This window comes from Streptomyces sp. NPDC052107 (assembly GCF_040680215.1).
Lineage (GTDB): Bacteria > Actinomycetota > Actinomycetes > Streptomycetales > Streptomycetaceae > Streptomyces.
Genome location: NZ_JBFAWG010000009.1, coordinates 193,604 through 217,271 on the forward strand (window position 1 = coordinate 193,604; position 23,668 = coordinate 217,271).

General features: G+C 70.1%; 22 protein-coding genes and 3 pseudogenes. 11 read left to right on the forward strand and 14 right to left on the reverse strand.

Features of this window, described 5'->3' with window-relative positions; genetic code table 11:
* Positions 1-4 precede the first annotated feature (4 nt).
* The gene (locus AB0M27_RS13160; RefSeq protein WP_365721096.1) at positions 5-3,025 is read right to left on the reverse strand and encodes a discoidin domain-containing protein; all 3,021 of its coding nucleotides are present in this window, start codon (positions 3,023-3,025) and stop codon (positions 5-7) included.
* Positions 3,026-3,410: 385 nt separating this feature from the next.
* On the reverse strand, positions 3,411-4,259 hold the full coding sequence (locus AB0M27_RS13165) for an FCD domain-containing protein (RefSeq protein ID WP_365720979.1): 849 nt from the start codon (positions 4,257-4,259) through the stop codon (positions 3,411-3,413).
* A gap of 376 nt (positions 4,260-4,635) precedes the next feature.
* On the opposite strand from AB0M27_RS13165, the gene AB0M27_RS13170 reads away from it, so the two are divergent.
* The 9 genes and pseudogenes from AB0M27_RS13170 to AB0M27_RS13210 form a co-directional block, all read left to right on the forward strand.
* Entirely contained in the window at positions 4,636-5,469 is an 834-nt protein-coding gene (locus AB0M27_RS13170; RefSeq protein ID WP_365720981.1) for a fumarylacetoacetate hydrolase family protein, read from the forward strand.
* Position 5,470: 1 nt separating this feature from the next.
* Positions 5,471-6,220 (forward strand): SDR family oxidoreductase, encoded by a 750-nt coding sequence (locus AB0M27_RS13175; RefSeq protein WP_365720983.1) that lies wholly within the window; start codon positions 5,471-5,473, stop codon positions 6,218-6,220.
* Between the two features lie 4 nt (positions 6,221-6,224).
* Entirely contained in the window at positions 6,225-6,548 is a 324-nt protein-coding gene (locus tag AB0M27_RS13180) for an L-rhamnose mutarotase (RefSeq protein ID WP_365720985.1), read from the forward strand.
* Positions 6,549-6,652: 104 nt separating this feature from the next.
* Complete coding sequence (locus tag AB0M27_RS13185) at positions 6,653-7,486, forward strand: amidohydrolase family protein (protein ID WP_365720987.1); 834 nt, start codon at positions 6,653-6,655, stop codon at positions 7,484-7,486.
* On the forward strand, positions 7,483-8,487 hold the full coding sequence (locus AB0M27_RS13190; RefSeq protein ID WP_365720989.1) for an aldo/keto reductase: 1,005 nt from the start codon (positions 7,483-7,485) through the stop codon (positions 8,485-8,487). Before AB0M27_RS13185 ends, AB0M27_RS13190 begins: the two co-directional genes overlap by 4 nt.
* Positions 8,488-8,538: 51 nt before the next feature.
* Positions 8,539-8,644: pseudogene (locus tag AB0M27_RS13195) on the forward strand (IS5/IS1182 family transposase); the annotation flags it as partial.
* A 249-nt stretch (positions 8,645-8,893) separates the two neighbouring features.
* Positions 8,894-9,430, forward strand: coding sequence for an isochorismatase family cysteine hydrolase (locus tag AB0M27_RS13200; RefSeq protein ID WP_365720991.1), 537 nt, complete (start codon positions 8,894-8,896; stop codon positions 9,428-9,430).
* Positions 9,431-9,583: 153 nt separating this feature from the next.
* Entirely contained in the window at positions 9,584-9,814 is a 231-nt protein-coding gene (locus AB0M27_RS13205) for a hypothetical protein (protein WP_365720993.1), read from the forward strand.
* 47 nt (positions 9,815-9,861) lie between these two features.
* A pseudogene (locus AB0M27_RS13210) lies at positions 9,862-10,212 on the forward strand (restriction endonuclease); the annotation flags it as partial.
* A gap of 60 nt (positions 10,213-10,272) precedes the next feature.
* Here AB0M27_RS13210 and AB0M27_RS13215 read toward each other — a convergent pair.
* The 10 genes and pseudogenes from AB0M27_RS13215 to AB0M27_RS13260 all read right to left on the reverse strand — a co-directional run.
* Positions 10,273-10,419, reverse strand: a pseudogene (locus AB0M27_RS13215) (protein phosphatase); the annotation flags it as partial.
* Between the two features lie 68 nt (positions 10,420-10,487).
* Entirely contained in the window at positions 10,488-12,956 is a 2,469-nt protein-coding gene (locus AB0M27_RS13220) for a SpoIIE family protein phosphatase (RefSeq protein ID WP_365720995.1), read from the reverse strand.
* Between the two features lie 109 nt (positions 12,957-13,065).
* Positions 13,066-14,286 carry an ornithine--oxo-acid transaminase gene (gene rocD / locus AB0M27_RS13225; protein WP_365720997.1) on the reverse strand — a complete coding sequence of 407 codons (1,221 nt, stop codon included), beginning with the start codon at positions 14,284-14,286 and terminating at the stop codon, positions 13,066-13,068.
* The gene (gene ddaH / locus AB0M27_RS13230; RefSeq protein ID WP_365720999.1) at positions 14,286-15,095 is read right to left on the reverse strand and encodes a dimethylargininase; all 810 of its coding nucleotides are present in this window, start codon (positions 15,093-15,095) and stop codon (positions 14,286-14,288) included. Before ddaH ends, rocD begins: the two co-directional genes overlap by 1 nt.
* A gap of 153 nt (positions 15,096-15,248) precedes the next feature.
* A complete protein-coding gene (locus tag AB0M27_RS13235; protein ID WP_365721001.1) occupies positions 15,249-15,734 on the reverse strand; it encodes an Lrp/AsnC family transcriptional regulator in 486 nt (161 codons plus the stop codon).
* A 36-nt stretch (positions 15,735-15,770) separates the two neighbouring features.
* On the reverse strand, positions 15,771-15,938 hold the full coding sequence (locus AB0M27_RS13240) for a hypothetical protein (RefSeq protein ID WP_107093214.1): 168 nt from the start codon (positions 15,936-15,938) through the stop codon (positions 15,771-15,773).
* Positions 15,939-16,008: 70 nt separating this feature from the next.
* Positions 16,009-16,959, reverse strand: coding sequence for a cytochrome c oxidase assembly protein (locus AB0M27_RS13245; protein WP_365721003.1), 951 nt, complete (start codon positions 16,957-16,959; stop codon positions 16,009-16,011).
* A 102-nt stretch (positions 16,960-17,061) separates the two neighbouring features.
* The gene (locus AB0M27_RS13250; RefSeq protein ID WP_365721005.1) at positions 17,062-18,087 is read right to left on the reverse strand and encodes a 6-phosphofructokinase; all 1,026 of its coding nucleotides are present in this window, start codon (positions 18,085-18,087) and stop codon (positions 17,062-17,064) included.
* Between the two features lie 237 nt (positions 18,088-18,324).
* Positions 18,325-19,053, reverse strand: a complete 729-nt coding sequence (locus AB0M27_RS13255; protein ID WP_365721006.1) for a glutamine amidotransferase — start codon at positions 19,051-19,053, stop codon at positions 18,325-18,327.
* 29 nt (positions 19,054-19,082) lie between these two features.
* Positions 19,083-20,321, reverse strand: coding sequence for a MurT ligase domain-containing protein (locus tag AB0M27_RS13260; RefSeq protein ID WP_362122277.1), 1,239 nt, complete (start codon positions 20,319-20,321; stop codon positions 19,083-19,085).
* A gap of 151 nt (positions 20,322-20,472) precedes the next feature.
* Between AB0M27_RS13260 and def the strand changes: the two genes are divergently transcribed.
* A complete protein-coding gene (def, locus tag AB0M27_RS13265; protein ID WP_365721008.1) occupies positions 20,473-21,012 on the forward strand; it encodes a peptide deformylase in 540 nt (179 codons plus the stop codon).
* 95 nt (positions 21,013-21,107) lie between these two features.
* Here the strand turns inward: def and AB0M27_RS13270 are convergent, their stop codons facing one another.
* Positions 21,108-21,752 (reverse strand): TetR family transcriptional regulator, encoded by a 645-nt coding sequence (locus AB0M27_RS13270; RefSeq protein WP_365721010.1) that lies wholly within the window; start codon positions 21,750-21,752, stop codon positions 21,108-21,110.
* A 169-nt stretch (positions 21,753-21,921) separates the two neighbouring features.
* Between AB0M27_RS13270 and AB0M27_RS13275 the strand changes: the two genes are divergently transcribed.
* Positions 21,922-23,148, forward strand: coding sequence for an acyl-CoA dehydrogenase family protein (locus tag AB0M27_RS13275; RefSeq protein ID WP_365721012.1), 1,227 nt, complete (start codon positions 21,922-21,924; stop codon positions 23,146-23,148).
* On the opposite strand, the gene AB0M27_RS13280 is transcribed toward AB0M27_RS13275, so the two are convergent.
* The gene (locus AB0M27_RS13280) at positions 23,145-23,666 is read right to left on the reverse strand and encodes a cupin domain-containing protein (protein ID WP_365721014.1); all 522 of its coding nucleotides are present in this window, start codon (positions 23,664-23,666) and stop codon (positions 23,145-23,147) included. The genes AB0M27_RS13275 and AB0M27_RS13280 overlap by 4 nt on opposite strands.
* Positions 23,667-23,668: the final 2 nt, after the last annotated feature.

Sequence of the window (23,668 nt, forward strand, 5' to 3'; positions counted from 1 at the left end):
CGGGTCAGAAGTCGCCGTATGCCTGGAGCTCGTAGATGCTGCCGCCGTTCCAGCTGGATCCGGTGACGGTCAGCCGCAGATAGCGGGCGGTGACGGGCGAGTCGGCGAACGAGTAGTTGGTCGCCGAGACGGTGTTCTCGGAGGTGTGGTCCTCGAACGTGGACCACGTGACGCCGTCGGCGGAGTACTCGAGCAGGTACTTGTAGCCGCTGGGCTTCTCGAAGGTGGTCGCCACGCTGGAGACCGAGGTGTCCTGGCCCAGGTCCACCTGGATCCACGACGGGTCGGGCAGCCCCAGGCCCTGGGCCCAGCGGGTGGACAGGTCGCCGTCCACCGCCTTCTGAGGCGTGTTGTCCTCCGAGTACGAGGAAGCGGTGACCGCCTTGTTCTGCGCCAGGTCGTGGTCGGCCGGCATGGTGATGACGGCCGCCGGGCTGGGGTCGGAGGTGTTCAGCGCGGCGTCGCGGGCGACGACCGTGAAGGAGTACTGCTTGTCCGGAGTCAGGCCGGGGACCCGCAGGGTCGTGGCGTCGGTGACGGCGATCCGCTTGCCGTCCTGGTAGACGGCGTAGGTGGTCACGCCGGTGTCATCGGTCACGGCGGGCCAGGTGAGGTCCGCCAGGCTGGGCAGCAGCGGCTTGACGGTGGGCTGCCCGGGGGCCGCGGGAGGCGTGTGGTCGGAACTGGGCGCCCTGGGCGTGCCGTAGACCTGGAAGTCGTAGATGCTTCCGCCGTTGCCGCTGGAGCCGGTGACCGTCAGCCGCACGAAGCGGCCGGCGACCGGATCGGCGGTGTGGGAGTAGTCGGTCATCGCCGTGGTGTTCGCGGAGGTGTGGTCCGCCAGCGTCCGCCAGTGGACCTCGTCCGGGGACACCTCGATGCGGTACTTGTAACCGCTGCTCTTCTCGAAGGTGGTGATCGCGCCGTTCACGTCGTACTGGGCACCGAGGTCCACCTGGATCCAGGACGGGTCGGGCAGACCGAGGCCCTGGGCCCAGCGGGTGGACAGGTCGCCGTCCACCGCCTTCTCGGGGGTGTTGTCCTCGGAGTACGAGGAGTAGGTGACCGGCTTCTTCAGCGCCAGGTCGGAGCCGGAGGGCATGGTGACCTGCAGTGCCTGGCTCGGCTGGGACTCGTTGCCGGCCGCGTCGCGGGCGGTGATCCGGAAGCTGTACGTCTTCCCGCCGGTCAGGCCGGAGAGGCGCACCGAGGTCTTGCCGGTGGCGCTGACGAGCGTGCCGTCACGGTAGACGGAGTAGCCCGTGACACCCGTGTCGTCGGTGGACGCCGGCCAGCTGAGGTCCGCGACGGTCGGGAAGTCGGTGACCGCGGTCGGGGTGCCGGGCGCGGTGGGTGCCTGGCGGTCGGTGACGTCCGGGCCGGGGTCGAGGTGACGGTAGCGCGGCTGGAGACCGGCGTTGTTCACGATCGAGGCCGGGAGCTGGTCGCAGGAGCCGACGGTGGTGTTGCCGCTCACGTTGTTGCCCGTGCTGTTGGCCTGGGTGGTGAACGCGGGCTGGGTGGTGAAGTTGCCGGTGGCGGTGATGTCCATGCCATGGTTCATCAGCAGCCACTGGTACGCCACGTCGCAGAAGGCGTTGCCGGTGTTCTGCCAGTAGCGGCTGCCCTCGTCGTGGTAGACGGCACCGTAGGCCGGGGCCGGGACGCCGTGGATGTAGTTGCCGGCGACCACGCCGCCGGGGTTGGTGCTGAGGGTGTAGACGGCGCCGCCGTCGGCCTGCGACTTCATGATGTCGGAGATGTCGTTGTCGGTGACCTTGTTGTCCCGGCTGGTGGTGTCGGTGTTCCAGATCGGTACGCCGGAGTTGCCGGGGTAGTTGGTGTCGCCGCCCTTGTCGGTCAGACCCCAGCCCCAGCCGACGGAGATGCCGCTGTAGGGCAGGTCGTAGACCTTGTTGTGGGTGATCACCGTGTGGTCGGTGTAGCCGGCCAGGATGCCCACCGAGCCGTTGTACTGGTCGGCGACCTTGGTGACCACGTTGTTGTCGACCGTGGTGTCCTTGGTGATGTCACGCGGGTCGTCGGGGTGGGCGTCGATCACGTCGGTGCCGCCGATCTGGATGCCGGTGGCGGCGATCTGGCGGAAGACGTTGCCCGTGATGTCGGTGCCCTGGGTGCCGGTGTTCAGATTGAGACCGACCGCGCCGAGGTGGGTGAAGGTGTTGTCCTGGAAACCGACGCCGTGGCCGTAGCTCACGTTGACCGCGCCCGGCGTCTTCTGCCACTTCAGACGGGTCGAGTCGAAGTCGGGGTTGTTGTCACCGACCATCCGGAAGCCCGCCTGACCCTCGATGAGGCCGTCGGACGAGCTGGGGGCGAGCCAGGTGGAGTACGAGAAGGTGATGTCCTGGAAGGACACGTTGGTCACCGGGTCGGCCCTGGTGCCGTTCAGGTCGACCAGGTCCTGCACGCGCGGGACCGTGACGGTCGCGGTGGACAGGTCCTGACCGTCCTTGGGCATGTAGTAGATCTCGCCCGCGCCCTTGTCCAGGTACCACTCGCCGGGCGTGTCCAGCAGCTCGCGGGCGTTCTCCAGCCAGGTCGGATTGGTGATCTCCTGACCCTGCTGGAGGTTGGCGTTGTGCCAGCAGGGCTGCTGCACCGTCATCGTGTTGCCGGAGATCGACTGTACGGGGCAGCGCATGAGCTTCCAGCCCCAACTGCTGACGACCTCCAGGTCCGAGGGACGCTTGTAGTCGCTGAGGCTGCTGTCGGTGAAGGTGTAGCCGGTCGACGTCTTGCTGAAGCCGGCCGGGTTCTTCCCACCCCGCGCCCGGGTCTCCAACTCGCCGTTCACATAGAGCTGACGGGTGTCGAGGTCGCCGACCTTGGCCTTGTAGACCTTCCCCGACGAGTCGGCCGGGGTCCAGCCGGTGACCTGCGTGCCGCCACTGATCACCGGGTGCGCGCCGGGGGCGGCCTCATAGACGACCCGGTGCCCGGCACTGCCCGAATCCTGGGCAGTGAGGGTGAAGGTCCGGCTCAGCCGGTAGGTACCCGACATCAGCCGCACGCGGACGTCGCCGGAGACCTTCTTCTTGACGTCACGCACGTAGTCCCGTGCGTGTTCCAGCGTCTTGAACGGATGCTTGGCGGTACCGGAGCCGGCGTCGCGGCCGGCCGGCGAGACATAGACGTCCAGGCCCGACGCGTGCGATGGGGACGCCTGGGCCGGCACGGTGGCCAGCGGCGTCGTTATCGCGGCGAGGGACAGAGCGGCCACGAAAACTCTTCGGAGGGACACGCATATTCGTGGAGAAACAGACGGTACAGACACAGAAATCCAATCGCCTGAATGAGGTGACGTTCCGGGAGCCCGCTCGTCCTGCGGGTTCCTCCGGCGTTGGGTGGCTCGGCCCGCGAGCCCGTGCTACTGGCGCGGTGCCGGTCTACGAGGCGGATGTCTCCGGGGACGACGGCTCGTCCGCGGCACCGGCGCTCCTCGGCGGCTGCGCCGACGCCCCGGAGGCGCCGCGGCCGTCAAGATTGAACAGCCGGTCACGGATCTTGCGTTCGAACTGGCTCCGCGTGGTTGCGATGTGCCCCACCATCAGCTCCGCGGCGAGATCGGCCTCCCCCGCGGCGACCGCCTCAGCTATGGCGAGGTGCTGTCCTGCGGCCACTTCCAGCGACCCGGGCACGTCACCGTGGAAGAGCAGTACGTCGGACTGTGATGCGAAACGCCGCACGTTGGCGACGCTCGATCTCAGAAAGACATTGTGTGCGGCGGCGCCCACCGCGTCGTGGAACGCCGTGTCGGCCCCGGCGAAGGCGTGACCGTCCGCCGCCCGGGCCGCCTCCAGGGACGACTCGGCGCACTCCCGGATGGTCCGGACCTCGAGCGGCGTGGCGAGGGAGGCCGCACGGCGCGCCGTCTCCGACTCGATCACCGTCCGGTAGTCAAGCAGCATCAGGACGTGTTCCATGCTCGTCGGCCGGAAGTGCGAGAGCTGGTCGTCCACCAGCCCGCCGGTGGACTCGGCGACGAAGATGCCCGCGCCACGCCGCACACTCAGCCGGCCGATGGCGGCCAGGACCTTCACCGCCTCGCGGGTGACATTGCGAGAGGCGCCCAGGATCTCAGCCAGGCCCTGCTCCGTGGGCAGCCGGTCGCCGGCCCGCAGGTTCTGCTCGTCGATGTAGTTCAGCAGCTGCTCGGCGACCAGCTCATAGCCCGGCCGGTAGCGAGGCGACGCCTCGTCATCCCCTTCACCAGGGACCTGTGTTGCGGCTGCCACGGGGCGACCCTCCTCTTGCCTGTTTCGCATTAATCAGGTTCATCGGCGAGGGCAACTATGACATCGACGTTACGGACTGGAAAGAGTCCGAGGAGTTTTTTGTTCGCTCCTTCCTTGAAACGCCCATCTACCATGACAAATAGGGTATCCCGCTCGGAACTATTGCACAGGAAGGGTTGGATCCTTATGGTCCTGCCTGTCGGATGAAGCAGATCCTTCACGATGGAGATCACGTCGGCCCCCGGAGGGGCGGTCCGCGCGGCTGCCATCAGGACCCGCATCCGGCTCGAGCCGCTAATCGGAGCGCGGGGCCGTACGGCCCGGCGGCGCCCCATCCGGCGGGAATTCCGAGCGCGCACCGGTGGGAGAGACCCCTATGAGACTGGCCCGGCACGGCACGGCAGGAGCCGAACGCCCCCTGATATCCGGGGCGGACGGACCGTGGCACGACCTGCGCCCCGTCGTCGAAGACCTGACGCCCCACACCCTTCCCACGGTCCTGGACGGTGTCGACCTCGACGCGCTGCCGGTGGTCGAGTCGCCCGGCCGGTTCGGACCGCCGCTGACCGGGATCGGGAAGATCGTCTGCATCGGGCTGAACTACCGGCAGCACGCCGCGGAGACCGGCGCCGCCGTCCCCGAGGAGCCCATCGTCTTCCTCAAGACGCCGGACACCGTGGTCGGCCCCGACGACGAGGTCCTGATCCCCCGCCGCTCCCTGAAGACCGACTACGAGGTCGAACTCGCCGTCGTCATCGGCCGCGAGGCCCGCTATCTGCCCGACGAGGCCGCCGCTGCCGCGTGCGTGGCCGGTTACGCGATCAGCAACGACGTCTCCGAGCGCGATTTCCAGCTCGAACGCGGCGGCCAGTGGGACAAGGGCAAGAACTGCGAGACGTTCAATCCGCTGGGCCCCTGGCTGCTCACTGCGGACGAGGTGCCCGACCCACAGACGCTCGGCCTGCGGCTGTCGGTCAACGGCGAGCCGCGCCAGGACGGCAACACCTCCGACATGATCTTCGGTGTGCACCACCTGATCCGGTATCTGAGCCACTTCATGGTGCTTCGTCCCGGTGACGTCATCAACACCGGTACCCCCGCGGGCGTCGCACTGGGCCGGCCCGGCCTGCCCTACCTGCGAGCGGGCGACGTCGTGGACCTGGAGATCGACGGCCTGGGCCGCCAGCGGCAGACATTCGGGCAGGCCTGACATGGGTGCTTTCGACGGACTCAGGGCTCTGGTCACCGGCGGTGCCTCCGGCATCGGCCTTGCCACCGCCCGGTTGCTCGCCGCCGAGGGGGCCCGGGTGGCCGTGCTCGATCTGCAGGCCGCGCCCGAGGGCTTCACCGCTCACGTCCGGGCCGACATCGGCGACGACACCTCGGTCAGGCACGGCGTCGGAGCGGCCGTCGCCGCCCTCGGAGGCCTGGACGTGCTGGTCAACAACGCCGGGATCGGCGCGCAGGGCGGCATCGAGGACAACCCCGACGAGGAGTGGCACCGCGTCCTGGACATCAACGTCCTGGGGCTGGTGCGGGTCACGCGCGCCGCGCTGCCCGCGCTGCGTGCCTCCGCCCACGCGGCGGTCGTCAACGTCAGCTCGATCGCCGCGACGGCCGGCCTGCCGCAGCGGGCGCTGTACTCGGCCAGCAAGGGCGCCGTGCTGTCGCTGACCCGGGCGATGGCCGCCGACCTTCTGCCGGCCGGCATCCGGGTCAACGCCGTCAACCCCGGCACCGCCGACACACCGTGGGTCAGCCGGCTGCTGGACCGGGCGGACGACCCGGCGGCCGAACACGCGGCGCTGGCCGCCCGGCAGCCGCACGGCCGCCTGGTCAGCGCCGACGAGGTCGCCGCCGCCGTCGCCTATCTGGCCTCCCCGGCCGCCGCCTCCACGACGGGCACCTCTCTGGCCGTGGACGGCGGCATGGACGGACTGCGACTGCGGAAGGAGGGCTGAGCGGATGCAGCGCTTCGCCGCCGTGATCCGTCTGCGGCCCGAGAAGGAGCGGGAGTACCGCGAACTGCACGCCGCCGCGTGGCCGGGGGTGCTCGCGGCCCTCAAGCGGGCCAACATCGGCAACTACTCCATCTTCCTCCGGGACGGCCTGCTCTTCAGCTACCTCGAGTACACAGGGACCGACTACTCCGGCGACACCGCGGCGATCGCCGCCGACCCGGTCTCCCGCGAGTGGTGGGAGTTGACCGATCCGTGCCAGCGGCCGCTGGACAGCGTGACCGAGGGGCAGTGGTGGGCACCCGCCGAGGAGGTCTTCCACCTCGACTGACGGCACGTGGCCGCCCCCGGTCCGTGCCCACGCCGCCCTCGCGGAGGTCAGGCCCCGCTCCCAGGCCCTGTCGACATCCATCCACCGACCCAAAGGACCGAACGGTGCGCATCGACGCTCATCACCATCTGTGGGACCTCACTGTGCGGGACCAGCCGTGGACCCGCGACCTGCCCGCCCTGCGCCGCAACTTCACCACCGCCGAACTGCGGCCGGCACTCGACCGGAACGCGATCGACGCCACCGTCCTCGTACAGACCATCGCCGTTGCGGAGGAGACCCCCGAACTGCTCGCCGTGGCCTCCGGAGACCCGCACGTGCGAGCGGTCGTCGGCTGGACGAGCCTGACCGACCCCGGCATCGCCGACCACCTCGCGCGACTGCGCGAGCTGCCCGGGGGATCCGCGCTCGTCGGCATCCGGCACGGCATTCAGGACGAGGCCGACCCGGACTGGCCGGCGCGTCCCGAGGTCCGCCGCGGCATCGAGGCGGTGGGTGCCGCGGGCCTCGTCTACGACCTGCTCGTCCGGCCCGACCAACTGCCCGCCGCCGTCCGGACCGTACGCGAGCTGCCCGACGTCCGCTTCGTCCTGGACCACGCCGGCAATCCGGTCGTCGGCACCGACGGACTGAGGCCGTGGACCTCGCTGCTGACCGACTTGGCCGACTGCCCCAATGTCGCGGTGAAACTGTCCGGCCTGGTCACCCGGACCGAAGCCGACCCGGCCCGCGCTCTGCGTCCCTTCGCGGACGTACTGCTCGCGACAATGGGCCCGGGCCGCCTCATGTACGGCTCGGACTGGCCAGTCTGCCTGCTTGCGGCCGGATACGACGAAGTCCTGGCCGTCGCGGAGACGCTCACCGGCCACCTGAGCCCCGTCGAGCGCGAGGCGGTCTTCGGCACGACGGCCGCCCGCTGGTACGGGATCGCCGCGTGACGGCCCGCCGGCTCGGCCGTACGGGCGTCCGCGTCAGTGCACTGGGGTTCGGCGCCGCCCCCATCGGCAACCTCTACGCCCCGCTCGACGACGACCAGGCGCGGGCCGCGGTCGAGGCCGCCTGGGACGCTGGCGTGCGCTATTACGACACCGCCCCGCACTACGGCCTGGGGCTGTCCGAACGCCGGCTCGGCGCGGCCCTCGCCCACCGGCCACGAGCGGAGTTCACCCTCTCCACCAAGGTCGGCCGCCTGTTGGAGCCGCACCCCGCCCCCACCGGATCCGACCTGGCCGCAGGCGGCTTCGCCGTACCGGACACGCTGATCCGCCGCCCCGACTACTCGCGCGACGGCGTCCTGCGAAGCCTGGAGGGCAGCCTGACCCGACTGGGTGTGGACCGTGTGGACGTCGTCTACGTCCACGACCCCGACGATCACCTCGACGCGGCCGTCGACCAGGCACTGCCCGCGCTGGTGGACCTCCGCGACCAAGGCGTCATCGGAGCCGTCGGCGTCGGCATGAACGCCGTCGCTCCACTACTGCGGGTCGTCGCCGAGGCGGACGTGGACACGGTGATGATGGCCGGTCGGTGGACTCTCATCGACCGCACCGCACGCCCGCTGCTGGAGGCGTGCACGAAGCGAGGTGTCTCGGTGGTCGCCGCGGCCCCGTTCAACTCGGGCCTCCTCAGCCGGCCCTGCCCTCCCGACAACGCCACCTTCGACTACGGCCCCGCCCCCGACGCGGTGCTGCGTCGTGCCCGGCGCCTTGCCGACGTCTGCGCCCGGCACGGAACCGTCCTCCCCCATGCCGCCGTCCGCTTCCCGCTCCGCGACCCCGTCGTGGCCTGCGTGGTCGCGGGCTTCCGTTCCTCCGACGAAGTGACCTCCGCCGTCGCATGGGCCGGCACCGACCTGAGCGACGCGGCGTGGGCGGAGCTCGACGCGGCCGCGGAAGCGGCCGGGGACGGGCCCGGTGGTATCGGTGGCGACGGCGGGTAACCTGCATGCGAAGTTGAGCGTCATCCCTGGTGGGGAGGTGCGCCGTGGAGCGTGCCGGATGAGCTGGGCGACCGCTTGGAGCCGCTGCTGCCGCAGCGCGAGCGCCTCTTCCGGTATCCAGGGCGTCAAGCCCCTGCCAGACCGGGACGCGCTGTGCCCCAGCGTGGCCAGGTGATCGCCGTGCTCGAGGTCTTCGAGCAGTGTCGGCTGAGTGAGCGACCAGCCGGCACTACACGCCGCCGCCGAAGGGGTGACGTCATCCGTGAACGCGCACGCGCGGAGGTTACTGTTGTGAATGCGTGTCAAAGGGGCGCATGAGGAGAAGTGAGGGTGGTTACTCCGACATGTGATCCCACGGGACGGAGACCGTGGTCGCCTGACTCACCCTGGACGGAGACCTGATCCCGTGAGCAAGGCCGCTCTGATCATCATCGACATGATCAATACGTACGACCACGAAGACGCCGAGCTGCTACTCCCCTCGGCCGAGTCGGTCGTGCCGGTCGTGTCCGACCTTGCGGAGCGCGCGCGGCGCCGTTCGGTGCCGGTCGTCTACGTCAACGACAATTTCGGTGAGTGGCGCTCCCATCACGGTGAGCTGCTCAACCGCGCCCTCGCGGGGCCACACGCCGATCTCGTGGAGCCTCTGCGGCCCGATGCGGATTCCCTGTTCGTCCTCAAAACCCGCCACTCGATCTTCTTCGACACCCCGCTTCAGTACCTGCTGCAGCAGCAGGGCATCGAGCAGCTGGTGCTCTGCGGACAGGTCACCGAACAGTGCGTGCTCTATTCAGCCCTGGACGCCCACATCCGTCATTTCCAGGTGACCGTCCCCGAGGACGCTGTCGCGCACATGCATGAGGATCTGGCTCGGGCGGCACTGCGGATGATGGAGGGGAACATGGGCGCGCGCGTCTGCACGGGCCAGGACCTCTGGATGTGACGGGCCCTGCGGTGCGGGCCGTGTGCGGAGGTCGGGAGTCCAGTGCCCCGCGTGGGTCGTACGGCACAGCCCCGGCCCTCACGGCTGTGGATTCCTCGATCTTGGGCATGCGTAGATCACTGATCTTCACTCGCTGCCCAGGAGGAAGCCCGGATGGCCATACCGACGCGCCCTGTTCGCCGTGGACATCGAGAACGACGGTTCGATCTGCGGGCAACCGCTCTGTTCTTCATACTGCTGGCGATCATCTTCTGCGTCCTGGCGTTCTTGGTGCGCACCGCGGCCGGAATCATCGAGCGTCGCCCCCTGTGGGCCGTTGCCCTGGCCCTGCTCGGTGTCGCGAGCTTTTTGATTCCCGGTCCGGGTGGCGCAAGGCGTCTGTGACGCGCTGCGGCGGCCGGGCTGCCCGGGCGCTGGAGGAGGCAGCCGAGATGGCGTCCGACGACCTGCGCGACACGGTGGTGGTGGACGCCGGCCGTCCGACGGTACCGGTCGGCGGACCGACAGAGCACGTCTCTGACGCGGTGACGACAGCCACGGGCGCCTGCTTGGCCGACTATGCCGAGCTGGACCCCGACGGTTGCGAGCGAGCCATAGCCGACCTGTGCGCCGGAAACGGCTGTCGGGAGGGGGAAGTGGTGGGCGGCGCGGGCGATTTGGGAGCGGACGTCGTCGCGCTCACGCCGGACGGACGGCGCCTGGTCATCCAGTGCAAACAGTACGGCGACACCCACAAAGTCGGCTCACAGGACGTGCAGCGCTTCGGGGGCACCTGTTTCACCATTCACGAGGCCGATGTCGCAGCGCTCGTCACGACGAGCGAGTTCACGGAACCCGCTCTAGCGCCCCACCACCTGCTCGCGGGTGCGCCCGGCCGCCCGCAGGAACTCCTCGTCGGCGTCCGCGAAGAGCAGGTCGGGGGTCAGCAGCGCCACCATGCCCGGCAGCGCCTGGAACACCCCCGCATAGTCGATGGCCCCATCGTTCATGGCTACCGTCCGTATGCGAAGTGACGCCATTTTCCCACGTCATGCGACGTATGCACGTTCCGTGTGGGTCAGCCGCGCGGGTCCGTCGTGGACTGCTCGGCCCAGATGATCTTCCCACCGGGGGCGTAGCGGGTTCCCCATCGCTCGGCGAACTGGGAGACCAGCAGCAGTCCGCGGCCGCCCTCGTCCGTGGCGCGCGGATGGCGCAGATGGGGTGCGGTGGCGCTGCCGTCGGAGACCTCGCAGATCAGGGCGGTCCGGTCCCTGATCAGCCGGAGCCGGACGGGGCCCTCCGCGTGCCGGATGGCGTTGGTGACCAGTTCGCTCACGACCAGTTCCGTGGTGAACACCAGCTCCTCCAGCCCCCACTCGCTCAGCTGCCGGGCGGCCTCCTTGCGGGCGTCGGCGACCACGGCCGGGTCGGCGGCCAGGTCCCAGTCGGCGACCCGCTCGGCGCCAAGCAGCCGGGTGCGGGCCATCAGCAGGGCCACGTCGTCGTGCGGCCGGTCCGGGACCAGCGTGTCGACCACGGCCCGGCAGCTCATGTCGAGCGTGGGGGCGCGCTGTTCCAGGGCGCGGCGCAGCCGGTCGTGGTCCGCGGCATCGGCCCCGGCGCTGTCCGCGTCGTCTCCGTGGACCAGCAGCCCGTCGGTGTGCAGGGCCAGCGTGCTGCCCTCGGCCAGGGTCAGCTCGACCGCCTCGAAGGGCGGACCGCCCGCCCCGAGCGGCGGCCCCTGCGGCAGCTCGACGAAGCTGACGGCGCCGTCGGGCAGGACGACGGCGGGCGCGGGATGGCCCGCGGCGGCCATCGTGCAGCGCGCGTTGACGGGGTCGTAGATGACGTACAGGCACCCGGCCCCCACCGCCTGGATACCGGCGGCCTCCGGGTCCTCGGGCCGGATGCCCTCTTCCCGGGCCATCCGCCCCACCAGGTCGTCGAGGTGCGCGAGGACCTCCTCGGGCGGCAGATCGAGCGCCGCGAGAGTGTGCACGGCGGTGCGCAGCCGCCCCATGGCCGCCGCGGCGTCGATCCCGTGCCCCGGCACCTCGCCCACGATCAGGGCCACGCGCGCACCGGACAGCGGGATGATGTCGTACCAGTCGCCGCCGAGGCCGGTCAGCTCGTCGGCCGGCCGGTAGCAGGCGGCCACCTCCACCGCGTCCTGCTCGGGCAGCCGCCGCGGCAGCAGGCTGCGCTGCAGGACCAGGGCCGCGTCCCGCTCGCGGGTGTAGCGGCGGGCGTTGTCCACGCACACCGCCGCCCTGGACACCAGGTCCTCGGCAAGACTCAGATCGTCCTCGTCGAAGGGCTCCTGACGGCGGCGCCGGAAGAAGGTGGTGACGCCCATCGTGACGCCCCGCGCGCGGATGGGCACGATCATCACGCTGTGCACACCGAGCTCCAGGAAGGTCGCCATCCGGCCGCCCGGGATGTCCGTCGCCCAGTCCTTGGCCAGCGGGTCCAGCCGTTCCTTACGCCAGGACCGGCCCGTGGTCAGACTGCGGATCGGGGGCGATCCGGCGAGATAGGTGGCCATCGCGCCGATCTCGACGACGGCCTCCGGGACCCCGGGGTTCACCGACTGGTGCCCGGCCCGCCGCAGCGGCACCTGGTCCCTGTCGCTCGGCGGCTCGGGCTCCGCACCCCGAAGCACGGACTCCAGCAGGTCCACGCTGACGAAGTCGGCGAAGTCCTGCACGGCCACGTCGGCAAGTTCCTGTGCCGTCCGGACGATGTCCAGGGTGCGGCCGATCTGCTCGCCGGCCCGGTCGAGCAGGGCCAGTCGCTGCCGGGCGCGGTGCCGGTCGGTGATGTCGACGACCGTGTAGTACACGCCCATCGGGTGGCCCCGGTCGTCGTCGAGGCGGGTGAACGACATCATGTGCGCCGTCTCCCGGTGCGGCGCGGACCGCACTTGGCCGACATGCTCGTACCCGACCACCGGCAGGCCGGTCTCCAGCACACGCCGCATCTGCGTCTCGATGTCCGCGGAGTCGATGCCCGGCTGGATCTCCGCGAGCCGCCGGCCCAGCCGCTCGCCCGGGGAGCCGCCGCCGTACCGCTCCAGGGCCTCGTTCGACCACACGCACCGCAGATCGGTGTCCACGATCGCCATCCCGACGGCGGAGTCGGTCACCATCTGCTCCAGCACCTCACGGCTCATGTCCCAGCCGCGTTCCCCGGCCACGTCGGAGATGAGAACCAGCCAGTGCGGTGCCCCGCCGGGTTCCATCGCCGGTGTGATCCGCACCATCACCCGTATCGGCTGCCCGTCCTTGCGCCGTGCGGTCAGCAGCCCCGCCCAGCCGCCGTCCCTGAGGCACCGCTCGGCCAGTTCGGGCACCCGCGCGGCGTCCTCGGCGGACAGCAGGCGGGTCGCCCTGGTGCCCACCACCTCGGTGGCCGTGTACGCCAGCAGGCGCTGGGCGCCCTGCGTCCAGCTCGTCACCACGCCCTGTGCGTCGAGCAGCAGGGGCGCGGCGTCGGCCACGTCGAACCGCCGTCCGGCAACGTCCCGCTCCTCGTGAATGCTCACGGCCGACCTCTCTGTAGCTGAGAGTGGTCTACCCCCTCATGGCTCAATCTTCACCCTTCGGGCAAGCGGGCGATCGGTGTGGGGCGGCCTCGGCCGCCCCACACCGGCCTCACGAACCCAGCACCTTCTCCAGTGCCGCCAGCGCGGACCGCAGCTCCTCCGCCGTGATGGTCAGCGGCGGTGCCAGCCGGATCGTGGAGCCGTGGGTGTCCTTCACCAGGATCCCTTCCCGCATCAGCCGCTCGCTGATCTCGCGGCCGGTGCCGATCGCCGGGTCGACGTCGACGCCCGCCCACAGGCCGCGGGAGCGGAACCCGACCACGCCCCGGCCGGCCAGCTCGGTCAGCCCGTCCCGCAGGATCACGCCCAGCTCGGCGGCCCGGCGCTGGAACTCACCGGACTTGAGCAGCTCGACCACGGCCGTGCCGACCGCCGCCGCGAGCGGGTTGCCGCCGAACGTGGAGCCGTGCTCGCCCGGGTGCAGCACACCCAGCACCTCGCGCCGGGCCACCACCGCCGACACCGGCACGATCCCGCCACCCAGCGCCTTGCCGAGCAGCAGCACGTCCGGCACGACGTTCTCGTGCTCGACGGCGAAGGTGCGGCCGGTGCGGCCGAGGCCCGACTGGATCTCGTCCGCGATGAACAGGCAGCCCTTGCGGCGGGTCAGCTCCCGCACCCCGGCGAGGTAGCCCTCGCTCGGGATGATCACGCCGGCCTCGCCCTGGATGGGCTCGATCAGCACGGCCGCCGTGGTCTCGTCGACGGCCTCCTCCAGCGCGGCCAGGTCGTCGTACGGCACGATCTTGAACCCGGGCGTGAAGGGGCCGAAGCCGGCCCGGGCCGTCTCGTCGGTGGAGAAGCTGACGATGGTCGTCGTACGGCCGTGGAAGTTCTCCGCCGCGACCACGATCGTCGCCCGGTCGGCGGGGACGCCCTTCACGTCGTACGCCCACTTGCGGGCCACCTTGATGCCGCTCTCCACCGCCTCCGCGCCGGTGTTCATCGGCAGCACCATGTCGAGGCCGGTCAGCTCCGCGAGCTGCTCGGCGAACTCGGCGAGCCGGTCGTTGTGGAAGGCGCGGGAGGTCAGCGTCAGCTGGTCGAGCTGGCGGTGTGCGGCCTCGATGAGCGCGGGGTGACGATGGCCGAAGTTCAGAGCCGAGTAGCCGGCGAGCATGTCGAGGTAGCGGCGGCCCTCGACGTCCTCCACCCAGGTGCCCTCGGCGCGGGCGACCACCACGGGCAGCGGGTGGTAGTTGTGTGCGAGGACCGGCTCCTCCGCACGGATCAGGTCGTCGGACGTACGCGTGCGCGCGGGTGCGGTCATCAGCGAATCTCCTGGGTGCAGCACTTGATGCCGCCGCCGGCCTTGTGGAACTCGGACAGGTCGACGGGGACGGGGGTGTAGCCGTGGCCGGCCAGGCGCTCGGCGAGCGCCTCGGCCCGGGGGGCGATGAAGACGCTCCGGCCGTCGGAGACGGAGTTCAGGCCGAACGCCATCGCGTCCTCGCGGGTGGCGAGCACCGCGTCCGGGTACAGCCGGCGCAACACCTCCCGGCTGCCCGCCGAGAACGCCTCGGGGTAGTAGCAGATGTTGTCGTCGTCCAGGACGAACAGCGCCGTGTCCAGGTGGTAGAAGTACGGGTCCACCAGGGTCAGGCCGATCACCGGATGGCCGAGGAACTCCTGCGCCTCGCGGTGCGCCTCACGGGTGGTGCGGAACCCGGTGCCGGCGAGCACGTAGCGGCCCGTCCACACCAGGTCGCCCTCGCCCTCCGTCACCGACTCCGGGCGGTACACGTCGTAGCCCGCGGCCTTGAACCAGGTGTCGTAGTGCAGCGATTCCGGGCGCCGCTCCGGGGCGTGGAACAGGGAGCCGAAGACCCGGCCGCCCACCACGAACGCCGCGTTGGCGGCGAAGACCATGTCGGGCAGGCCGGGGACCGGCTCGACCGACTCGACGGTGTGACCGTGGGCGCGGTAGGCGCTGATCAGCGTCTGCCACTGCTCCCGGGCGAGATCCACGTCGACCGGCTTGTCGGGGTGCATCCAGGGATTGATCGCGTACTGCACGGCGAAGTGTCTGGGTTCGCAGACGAGAAAGCGCCGAGGACGCCGCGCACGGCTTTCGGACACAGAGGGTTTCCTCCGCTTTGCTGAGTGTCACTGGGGGTGTACACCACGGTAGAAAGGGAGGCAGACGGCCGACAAGAAAAAAAAGCTGCGTAGATGCGCAGCATCGCTGCGTATTTCAGGGCGTTTACGCAGGACTCCTGCGCAGGCCTCGGCTCATTCCGGCGCGGCGTGGGTCGCGCCCGCCTCCGGGCTTTCCGGGAGCAGGTGGGACAGCACCATCACGCTGATCGTCTTCCGGATGAACGGCTCGACCCGGATCCGCTCCAGCACCTCCTCGAAGTGCTCCACGTCCCGCGCCCGCACGTGCAGCAGCGCGTCGGCGCCGCCGGTGACCGTCATGGCCGCGGTGATCTCCGGATGGTTGCGCACCACCTCCGCCAGCCGCCGGGGCGGGGCCGCGCCCTCGCAGTACACCTCGACGTACGCCTCGGTGCGCCAGCCGAGCGCCGAGGGCTTGACCGTCGCCGTGAACCCGGTGATCACCCCGGCCTCCCGGAGCCGGTCCACGCGCCGCTTGACCGCGGTCGCGGACAGCCCGATGCCCGCGCCGATCTCGGCGAAGCTGGTCCGGGCGTTCGCCATCAGCGCGGTGATGATCTTGCGGTCGAGGTCGTCGAACGAGGTCGTCCTGCTGCTCATGCGGGCACTGTAGTCAGCTCCGCCGGGCGGCCGGCCTCACGACTGGGTGACGACCATGGCGAGCGTCAGCAGCCCCAGCACCACCCATCCGAACCACAGCCAGCCGTTGCTGCCGAGCGCGACCGTGTAGGCGGTCACGACGACGAGCCCGCCGACCGTGAGAGCCCCCATCGCCTTGGTGGAACCGTTCGTGGAACCGGGCATCGCGACACCCTCCTTTTGGTCCGTCCATGACCATGGTGCCCCGGTTCCCGCCCGGACGGGACGGCTCCGGCTAGCTCTCGCGTGCGTTCAGCGAGGCCAGATAGGCGTTGTACGCCTCCAGCTCCTTGTCGCCGTCCCGATCCGCGGCCCGGTCCTTGCGCCTGGCCTGTCGCTGTTCGGAGCCGTACCACTGGAACAGCAGCGCGATCAGCACCAGCACGGACGGGATCTCGCTGAACGCCCAGGCGATGCCGCCGGCCGCGTTCTGGTCGGACAGCGCGTCGATGCCGAGCGAGGCCGGCGGGTGCTCGAAGGTGCTCACCATCGGCGCCGTCGCCATCATCAACGCGATGCCGAAGAACGCGTGGAACGGCATTCCCGCGAACAGCTCCAGCATCCGCATCACGTATCCCGGCCGGTGCGGACCCGGGTCGACGCCCATGATCGGCCAGAAGAACACCATGCCCACGGCGAAGAAGTGCACCATCATCGCGATGTGCCCGGCCTTCGACCCCATCAGGAAGTCGAACAGCGGGGTGAAGTACAGGACGTACAGGCTCGCGATGAACATCGGGATCGTGAACGCCGGGTGCGTGACGATCCGCGTGTAGCGGCTGTGCAGCAGCGCCAGCAGCAGCTCGCGCGGGCCCTTGCGACCCCGGCCGGCGGTCGGCAGCGCCCGCAGCGCCAGTGTGACCGGGGCGCCGAGCAGGATCAGGATCGGTGTCAGCATGCTGATCACCATGTGCTGCACCATGTGCACGCTGAACATCACCATGCCGTAGTCGTTCAGTCTGGTGCACATCACCAGGGCGACGGTCAGCACACCGACGACGTACGACACGGTACGGCCGACCGGCCAGGCGTCCCCGCGCCGCCGCAGCCGTACGACACCCCAGCCGTACAGGGCGAGACCGAGCAGGCAGGCGACGAGGAAGAACGGATCAGCGGACCACTCCAGCCCCCGTCCCAGCGTGAACGGCGGCAGATCCATCATCATGCCGTGCCCGCTGTGATCCATCCGTCGGCTCCTGATTCGTGGGGGTTGTGCAAGTTGTCCGCCCCAAGAGTAGAACCGCCCCCGGTCACGGTTGTGACCGGGGGCGGTTTGTTCTCAGCCGAACTACAGCACGCACTCCGCCTCGTCGTACCGCTCCACCGGGACGGTCTTCAGGGTCTCCACGGCCTCCGCCAGCGAGACCATCACGATGTCGGTCCCGCGCAGAGCCGTCATCCGCCCGAACTCACCCCGGTGCACGGCCTCCACCGCGTGCCAGCCGAAACGGGTCGCCAGCACTCGGTCGTACGCCGTCGGCGTGCCGCCCCGCTGCACATGACCCAGGATCACCGGCCGCGCCTCCTTGCCGAGCCGCTGCTCCAGCTCGACCGACAGCTGCCGGGCGATGCCGGCGAAGCGCTCGTGGCCGTAGATGTCCTTGCCGCCCTCGTCGAAGTCCATGGAGCCGGGCTTGGGCTTGGCGCCCTCGGCCGCGACGACGATGGCGAACCGCTTGCCCGCATCGAAGCGCTCGCCGACCTTCGCCGCCAACTCCTCGATGTCGAAGGGCCGTTCGGGGACGACGATGGCGTGGGCGCCGGCCGCCATACCGGAGTGCAGCGCAATCCAGCCGGTGTGCCGGCCCATGACCTCCACGATCAGCACGCGCTGGTGCGACTCGGCGGTGGTCTTGAGCCGGTCCAGCGCCTCGGTCGCCACGGTGACGGCCGTGTCGAAGCCGAAGGTGACGTCCGTGACGGCGATGTCGTTGTCGATGGTCTTGGGCACGCCCACGATCGGCAGCCCGTTGTCCGACAGCAGCCGGGCCGCCTTCAGCGTGCCCTCACCGCCGATCGGGATGATCGCGTCGAGACCGAGTTCCGCGACATGGCCCCTGGCCCGCTCGACCCCGTCCCGCAGGTGCTCCGGGCGGACCCGGGAGGAGCCGAGGATGGTGCCGCCGCGCGCCAGGATGCCGCCCACGGCATCGAGGTCGAGCTTGAGATAGTCGCACTCCAGGAGGCCCTTCCAGCCGTCCCGGAAACCGATGACCTCGTCGCCGTGGTCGGCGACGGCACGGTGCACGACGGACCGGATGACGGCGTTCAGGCCGGGGCAGTCGCCGCCGGACGTGAGGACACCAATGCGCATAGCCCGAAATACCTTCTCAACGTGGGCCGGGAAACCGGACCACGTTGTCCGGCGGATTCCCGGCCACCATACCGGCGTGAGGGGGTGGCTCCGTAGCGGGCGTCCGCCTGCTGGACGCGCCCGCACATGTGAGCGGACGGGCCGTCAGGCGGGCCTGCCACGAGGCTGCCGGAACGCGCTGAGATGGTGCTGAGGTCGTGCTGTCGCGCCGCTTACGCGGCTGCAGCGCGGCCGTGCCTACGCGGGCTGCTGCGCCGCCGTGATGCGCTCGTTGCGCAGCGCCTCGTACCAGCGGTCGTCGGTCGGCGGCAGCGCGTTGACGTCGAGCGCCAGCTTCAGCAGCAGGTCGGCGATCTGCGGGTTGCGGGCGAGGACCGGGCCGTGCATGTACGTGCCGAAGACGGTCCCGTTGTACGCGCCCTCCGTGCCGTCCCCGGTGCCGTTGCCCTTGCCGATCTTCACCCGTGCGAAGGGGCGGGCGGTGGGGCCGAGGTGGGTGACGCCCTGGTGGTTCTCGAAGCCGGTCAGCTGCGGCAGGCCCAGCTGAGGGTCGATGTCGGCGAGCACGTCACCGACGCACCGCTCGCCCTCGCCGCGCACCGACACCACGTCGAGCAGGCCGAGACCCGGCTCGCGCTGGCCGAGGTCGTTGATGAACTCGTGGCCGAGGATCTGGTAGCCGGCGCAGACGGAGAACACGATCGCGCCGTTCTGCACCGCACGGGACAGGTGCCCGTCGCGGCGCAGCCGTTCGGCCGCCAGCCGCTGCGGACGGTCCTCGCCGCCGCCGATCAGGTAGATGTCGCCGGAGGTCGGGATCGGCTGGTCGCTGCGCACGTCGAGCCGGGCCACGTCCAGGCCGCGCTGCCGGGCCCGCCGCTCCACGACGAGGGCGTTGCCCTGGTCGCCGTAGGTGCTCAGCAGGTCCGGGTAGATCCACACCAGCCGCAGTTGGTTGTCGCTCATGAGGTGATCGCCCTTCGAGGATCAGAAGATCAGTTGCCGACGCGGCGGCGCAGGTCCTGGAACGCGGTGTAGTTCGCGATGACCTCGATCCGGCCCGGCGGGCACATCTGCACGGCCTGGTCGAGGTTCTCGCAGACCTGGAAGTGCTGGTTCGCGACCTCCAGACGGACGGCGAGGTCCAGCTTCCGGTCGCCGATGACGAAGATCGGGTGGCCGGTCAGCCGGGTGTAGTCGACGTCCCACAGCCAGGAGGTGTCGGTGCCGTCGGCGCCGCGGGCGTTCACGGACAGGATCACCGGGGCGGGCGGCGGGTCGATCAGGGAGAAGGTCTCCAGCCAGCCGGCCGGGTTCTTGGCCAGCAGCAGCCGCAGATCGCGGTTCTGGAACTGTACGACGTCATAGCGTCCGGCAACGGCCTGCACCTGGTACATCCGCTCCAGGGCGACCTGCGGCGGCACCCCGAAGACGGCGGCGACGGCCGCGGAGGAGGCGGCGTTCGCCTTGTTGGCGCGGCCCGGGAGCTGCAGATGAATGGGCCAGGCGGACCCGTGCGGATCCAGCACGTGGTCCCCCGACAGCGCCCAGGTCGGCGTCGGCCGGCGGAACCCGCACTCACCGCAGAACCAGTCGTCGCCCGGGCGCTGCATCACACCGCCGCAGGACGGGCAGGACCAGGCGTCGTCCTTCCACATCTGCCCGGCCGCGACCCAGATCACATTCGGGGACGAGGAGGCGGCCCACACCACCAGCGGATCGTCGCAGTTGGCGACGACCACGGCCTTGGACCCGGCCAGACCCTCGCGCCAGTTCTCGGCGAGCATCCGGGTCTCTGCGGCACGGTCGAGCTGGTCGCGGGAGAGGTTGAGCAGGGCGATGCACTTCGGGTCGGTGTCCCGGGCCACACCGGCCAGGTACTTCTCGTCGACCTCGATGACACCGAACTTCGCGTCCGAGCCGCCCGCGAGCGCGGAGGTGATACCGGCCGGCATGTTGGCGCCCAGCGCGTTCGACACGACCGGGCCCGCGGCGCGCAGCGCCTCTGCGATGAGCCGGGTGGTCGTCGTCTTGCCGTTGGTCGCCGACACCAGGACGACGTCCAGGTTCTGCGCGAGCCGGGCGAGCAGGTCGGGGTCGAGTCTCAGTGCGACCCGGCCACCGATCACCGACCCGCTGCCGCGTCCCGCGGCGCGCGATGCCGCAGCGACCGCCTTGCCCGCGGTCACGGCCAGCTTGGCCCGCGGCGTGAGCGGGTCCGAGTTGCCTGCCATCAGTTCTCGATCCTCCTTGCGTACGCGCCGCGCCTGGGGCCATCCGGCAGCGTGGTGTGACCTCAGCCTATCGAGATCCGTTCGCACACCCGAATCCCGGCCCACGCCTTGAGCGGCGGGCATGGGCTGAACGAACCGTACCCTTGCCGCCATGCGACACGGTTCCATTCCGGGCGCCCACGGGCGCGTCCGGCCTCTCACCCTGCTCGGCGACGCGCCGCTGCGCGAACAATGCCGGGAAGTCACCGAATTCGGCCCCGAACTGGCGGCCCTCGTGGAGGACCTGTTCGCCACGATGTACGCGGCGCAGGGGGTCGGTCTGGCGGCGAATCAGGTGGGGGTGCCGCTGCGGGTGTTCGTGTACGACTGCCCGGATGACGAGGATGTGCGGCATCTGGGACACGTGGTTAACCCGCGCCTGGTGGAGGTCGACGGGGTGGTGATCCGGGGACCCGAGGGATGCCTGTCCCTGCCGGGTCTGGAGGCGGGGACGGAGCGTTACGACCATGCGGTGGTCGAGGGCTCCACGATGACGGGGGAGCCGGTGACCGTGCATGGCACCGGGTTCTTCGCACGGTGCCTGCAGCACGAGTACGACCACTTGGAGGGCCGGGTGTACGCGGATCACTTGGGCGGGTGGCGCAGGCGCAGACTGGCGAGACAGATCGAGCGAGCCGCATGGCACCGGTGAGGGGATCTGCCTGAAGGGGCGCGGGGCGTATCGATATGCGGCTCCGCCGCGTGGGCGCGAGCAACCCCCACGCACCCGCACGTGGAAACCGCCCGTCAGAACCCCGGACCTCCTATTTTGTCCCCCGCAGCCGCAAGCCGCCCCCACAGCAGATCGGCGAGGGACCGCACCAACTCGGCCCGAGAACAAGGTCGTTCGCCCAGCCACCAGTCACCCGCGGCATGCATCATCCCGACGATCCCATGCCCCCACACCCGAGCCAGCTGCTGGCTCTCCGGCCCGAGATCCACCCGCTCCTCGATGACCTGAGCCAACTCCTCGCCCATCCTGCGGAGCAACGGCGCGGAGTGCTTACCGACATCGAAGCCCTGGTCGCCGCCCGTGCTCCCCTCCGCCGGATGCATCAGGAACCGGTACACCTGAGGCCGCGCCTCGATTGCGGCGAGATACGTGTCCAGTGTCGACTCGACCCGCTCCCGCCGGTCGGCAGGAGCGTCCAGCGCCGCCCGCAGCGAATCGAGCAGCGCGTCCGTGTGCCGCTTGGCCAAAGCGGCGTAAAGGCCACCCTTGTCGCCGAAGTGGCGGTAGAGGATCGGCTTCGTGATGCCGGCTTCCGCGGCGATCGCGTTCATCGACGCCTGCGGGCCGTCGCGCAGCACCACCCGGTCCGCGGCCTCCAGCAGCTCGCGCCGTCGGCGGTCGGCGGATCGCTGCTGATCGGTCCGCTGTGTGGTGTCCATGTGCTCTCCCCACCCGTGGTGATTCGGTGACGCCTGCGCAAACTAACACTGACTGTGCCCCTGACATCGAACGGGATGCCGAGCGTCATCACCGGTTGACTTTTCCTACCGGTCGGTAACAGACTCGTGTTACCGCTAGTAACATCGCACCGCCGCCGCTGGAGGGGACATGGCCGAGTTCACCATGGAGCTGAACGACGAACAGAGGGAAGTCCGGGAGTGGCTCCATGGCTTCGCCGCCGACGTGATCCGCCCCGCGGCCGCCGAGTGGGACGAGCGCGAGGAGACTCCCTGGCCGATCATCCAGGAGGCCGCGAAGGTCGGCATCTACTCCCTCGACTTCTACGCGCAGCAGTACTTCGACCCCACCGGTCTCGGCATCCCGATGGCGATGGAGGAGCTGTTCTGGGGCGACGCGGGCATCGCCCTCTCCATTGTGGGTACCGGTCTCGCCGCCGTGGGCGTTCTCGCCAACGGGACCGAGGAACAGATCGGCACCTGGATCCCGCAGATGTACGGCGACGTCAACGACGTCAAGGTCGCCGCGTTCTGCTCCTCCGAGCCCGACGCCGGCTCCGACGTCGCCTCCATGCGCACGCGTGCCGTGTACGACGAGGCCAAGGACGAGTGGGTGATCAACGGCACGAAGACCTGGGCGACCAACGGGGGCATCGCGGGCGTCCACGTCGTCGTCGCCGGCGTCGACCCGGAGCTGGGCTCCAAGGGTCATGCCTCCTTCATCGTCCCGCCGGGTACGCCGGGCCTGGCCCAGGGCCAGAAGTTCAAGAAGCACGGCATCCGCGCCTCGCACACCGCCGAGGTCATCCTCGACAACGTCCGCGTCCCCGGCTCCTGCCTGCTCGGCGGCAAGGAGAAGCTGGACGAGCGGCTGGCCCGGGCCCGCGAGAGGGCTGCCAGAGGTGGTGAGCGTGTGAAGAACGCGGCGATGGCCACCTTCGAGGCGTCCCGCCCGGCCGTCGGCGCGATGGCGGTCGGCACCGCCCGGGCCGCGTACGAGGTCGCCCTCGACTACGCGAAGACCCGGGAGCAGTTCGGCCGGCCGATCATCGACAACCAGGGTGTGGCGTTCCAGCTCGCGGACATGCGGACGCAGATCGACGCCGCGCGGCTGCTGGTCTGGCGCGCGTCCTGGATGGCGATCAACGGCAAGCCGTTCACCGCGGCCGAGGGGTCGATGTCCAAGCTGTTCGCGAGTGAGACCGCGAAGAAGGTGACCGCCCAGGCCATCCAGATCCTCGGCGGCAACGGGTACACCCGTGAGTACCCGGTCGAGCGGATGCACCGGGACAGCGCGATCTACACGATCTTCGAGGGCACGAGCGAGATCCAGCGGCTGGTGATCGCCCGCACGCTCTCGGGCATGCCCGTCCGTTAACGGTGCCTGAGCGGAGTGAGTTGCTGGATGTCGTACTTGGCCCGCAAGGCCTCGATCGCCTCCTGGTCCGGCGGACCCCCGTTCCCCAGGATCTCCAGCAGCTCCTCGAAGTAGCGTTCGTGATCCGGTGGCGGACTAGCCTGGAAGAACATCTTCGCTGGCGTGTCCGTCGGATTGGCGAACGCGTGCGGGCACCCCGGTGGTACGACGATGACCGTGCCCGGCGTCGCCCGCACTACCCGGCTGCCCGAACTCGACTCCCACTTCTGCCAGTTGTCGGGAGTGCGGATGCGCGGCTCGAAGGCGAGGACGTCCAGTTCGCCCTCCAGGACGTAGAACAGCTCCTCGCTGCGCGTGTGCACATGCGCGCCCACGTCGAAGCCCGGCGGGACCTCCACCTCGAAGGTGGAGGCCATCCGCGAGTGCGTTCCGGTGACCTTGTACGTCACCCGCTGGGCCGGTGTCTCCACGACACGGCCGTGGCCCGGCGGTACGTACAGTCCCTCGGCCTCCGTCATCG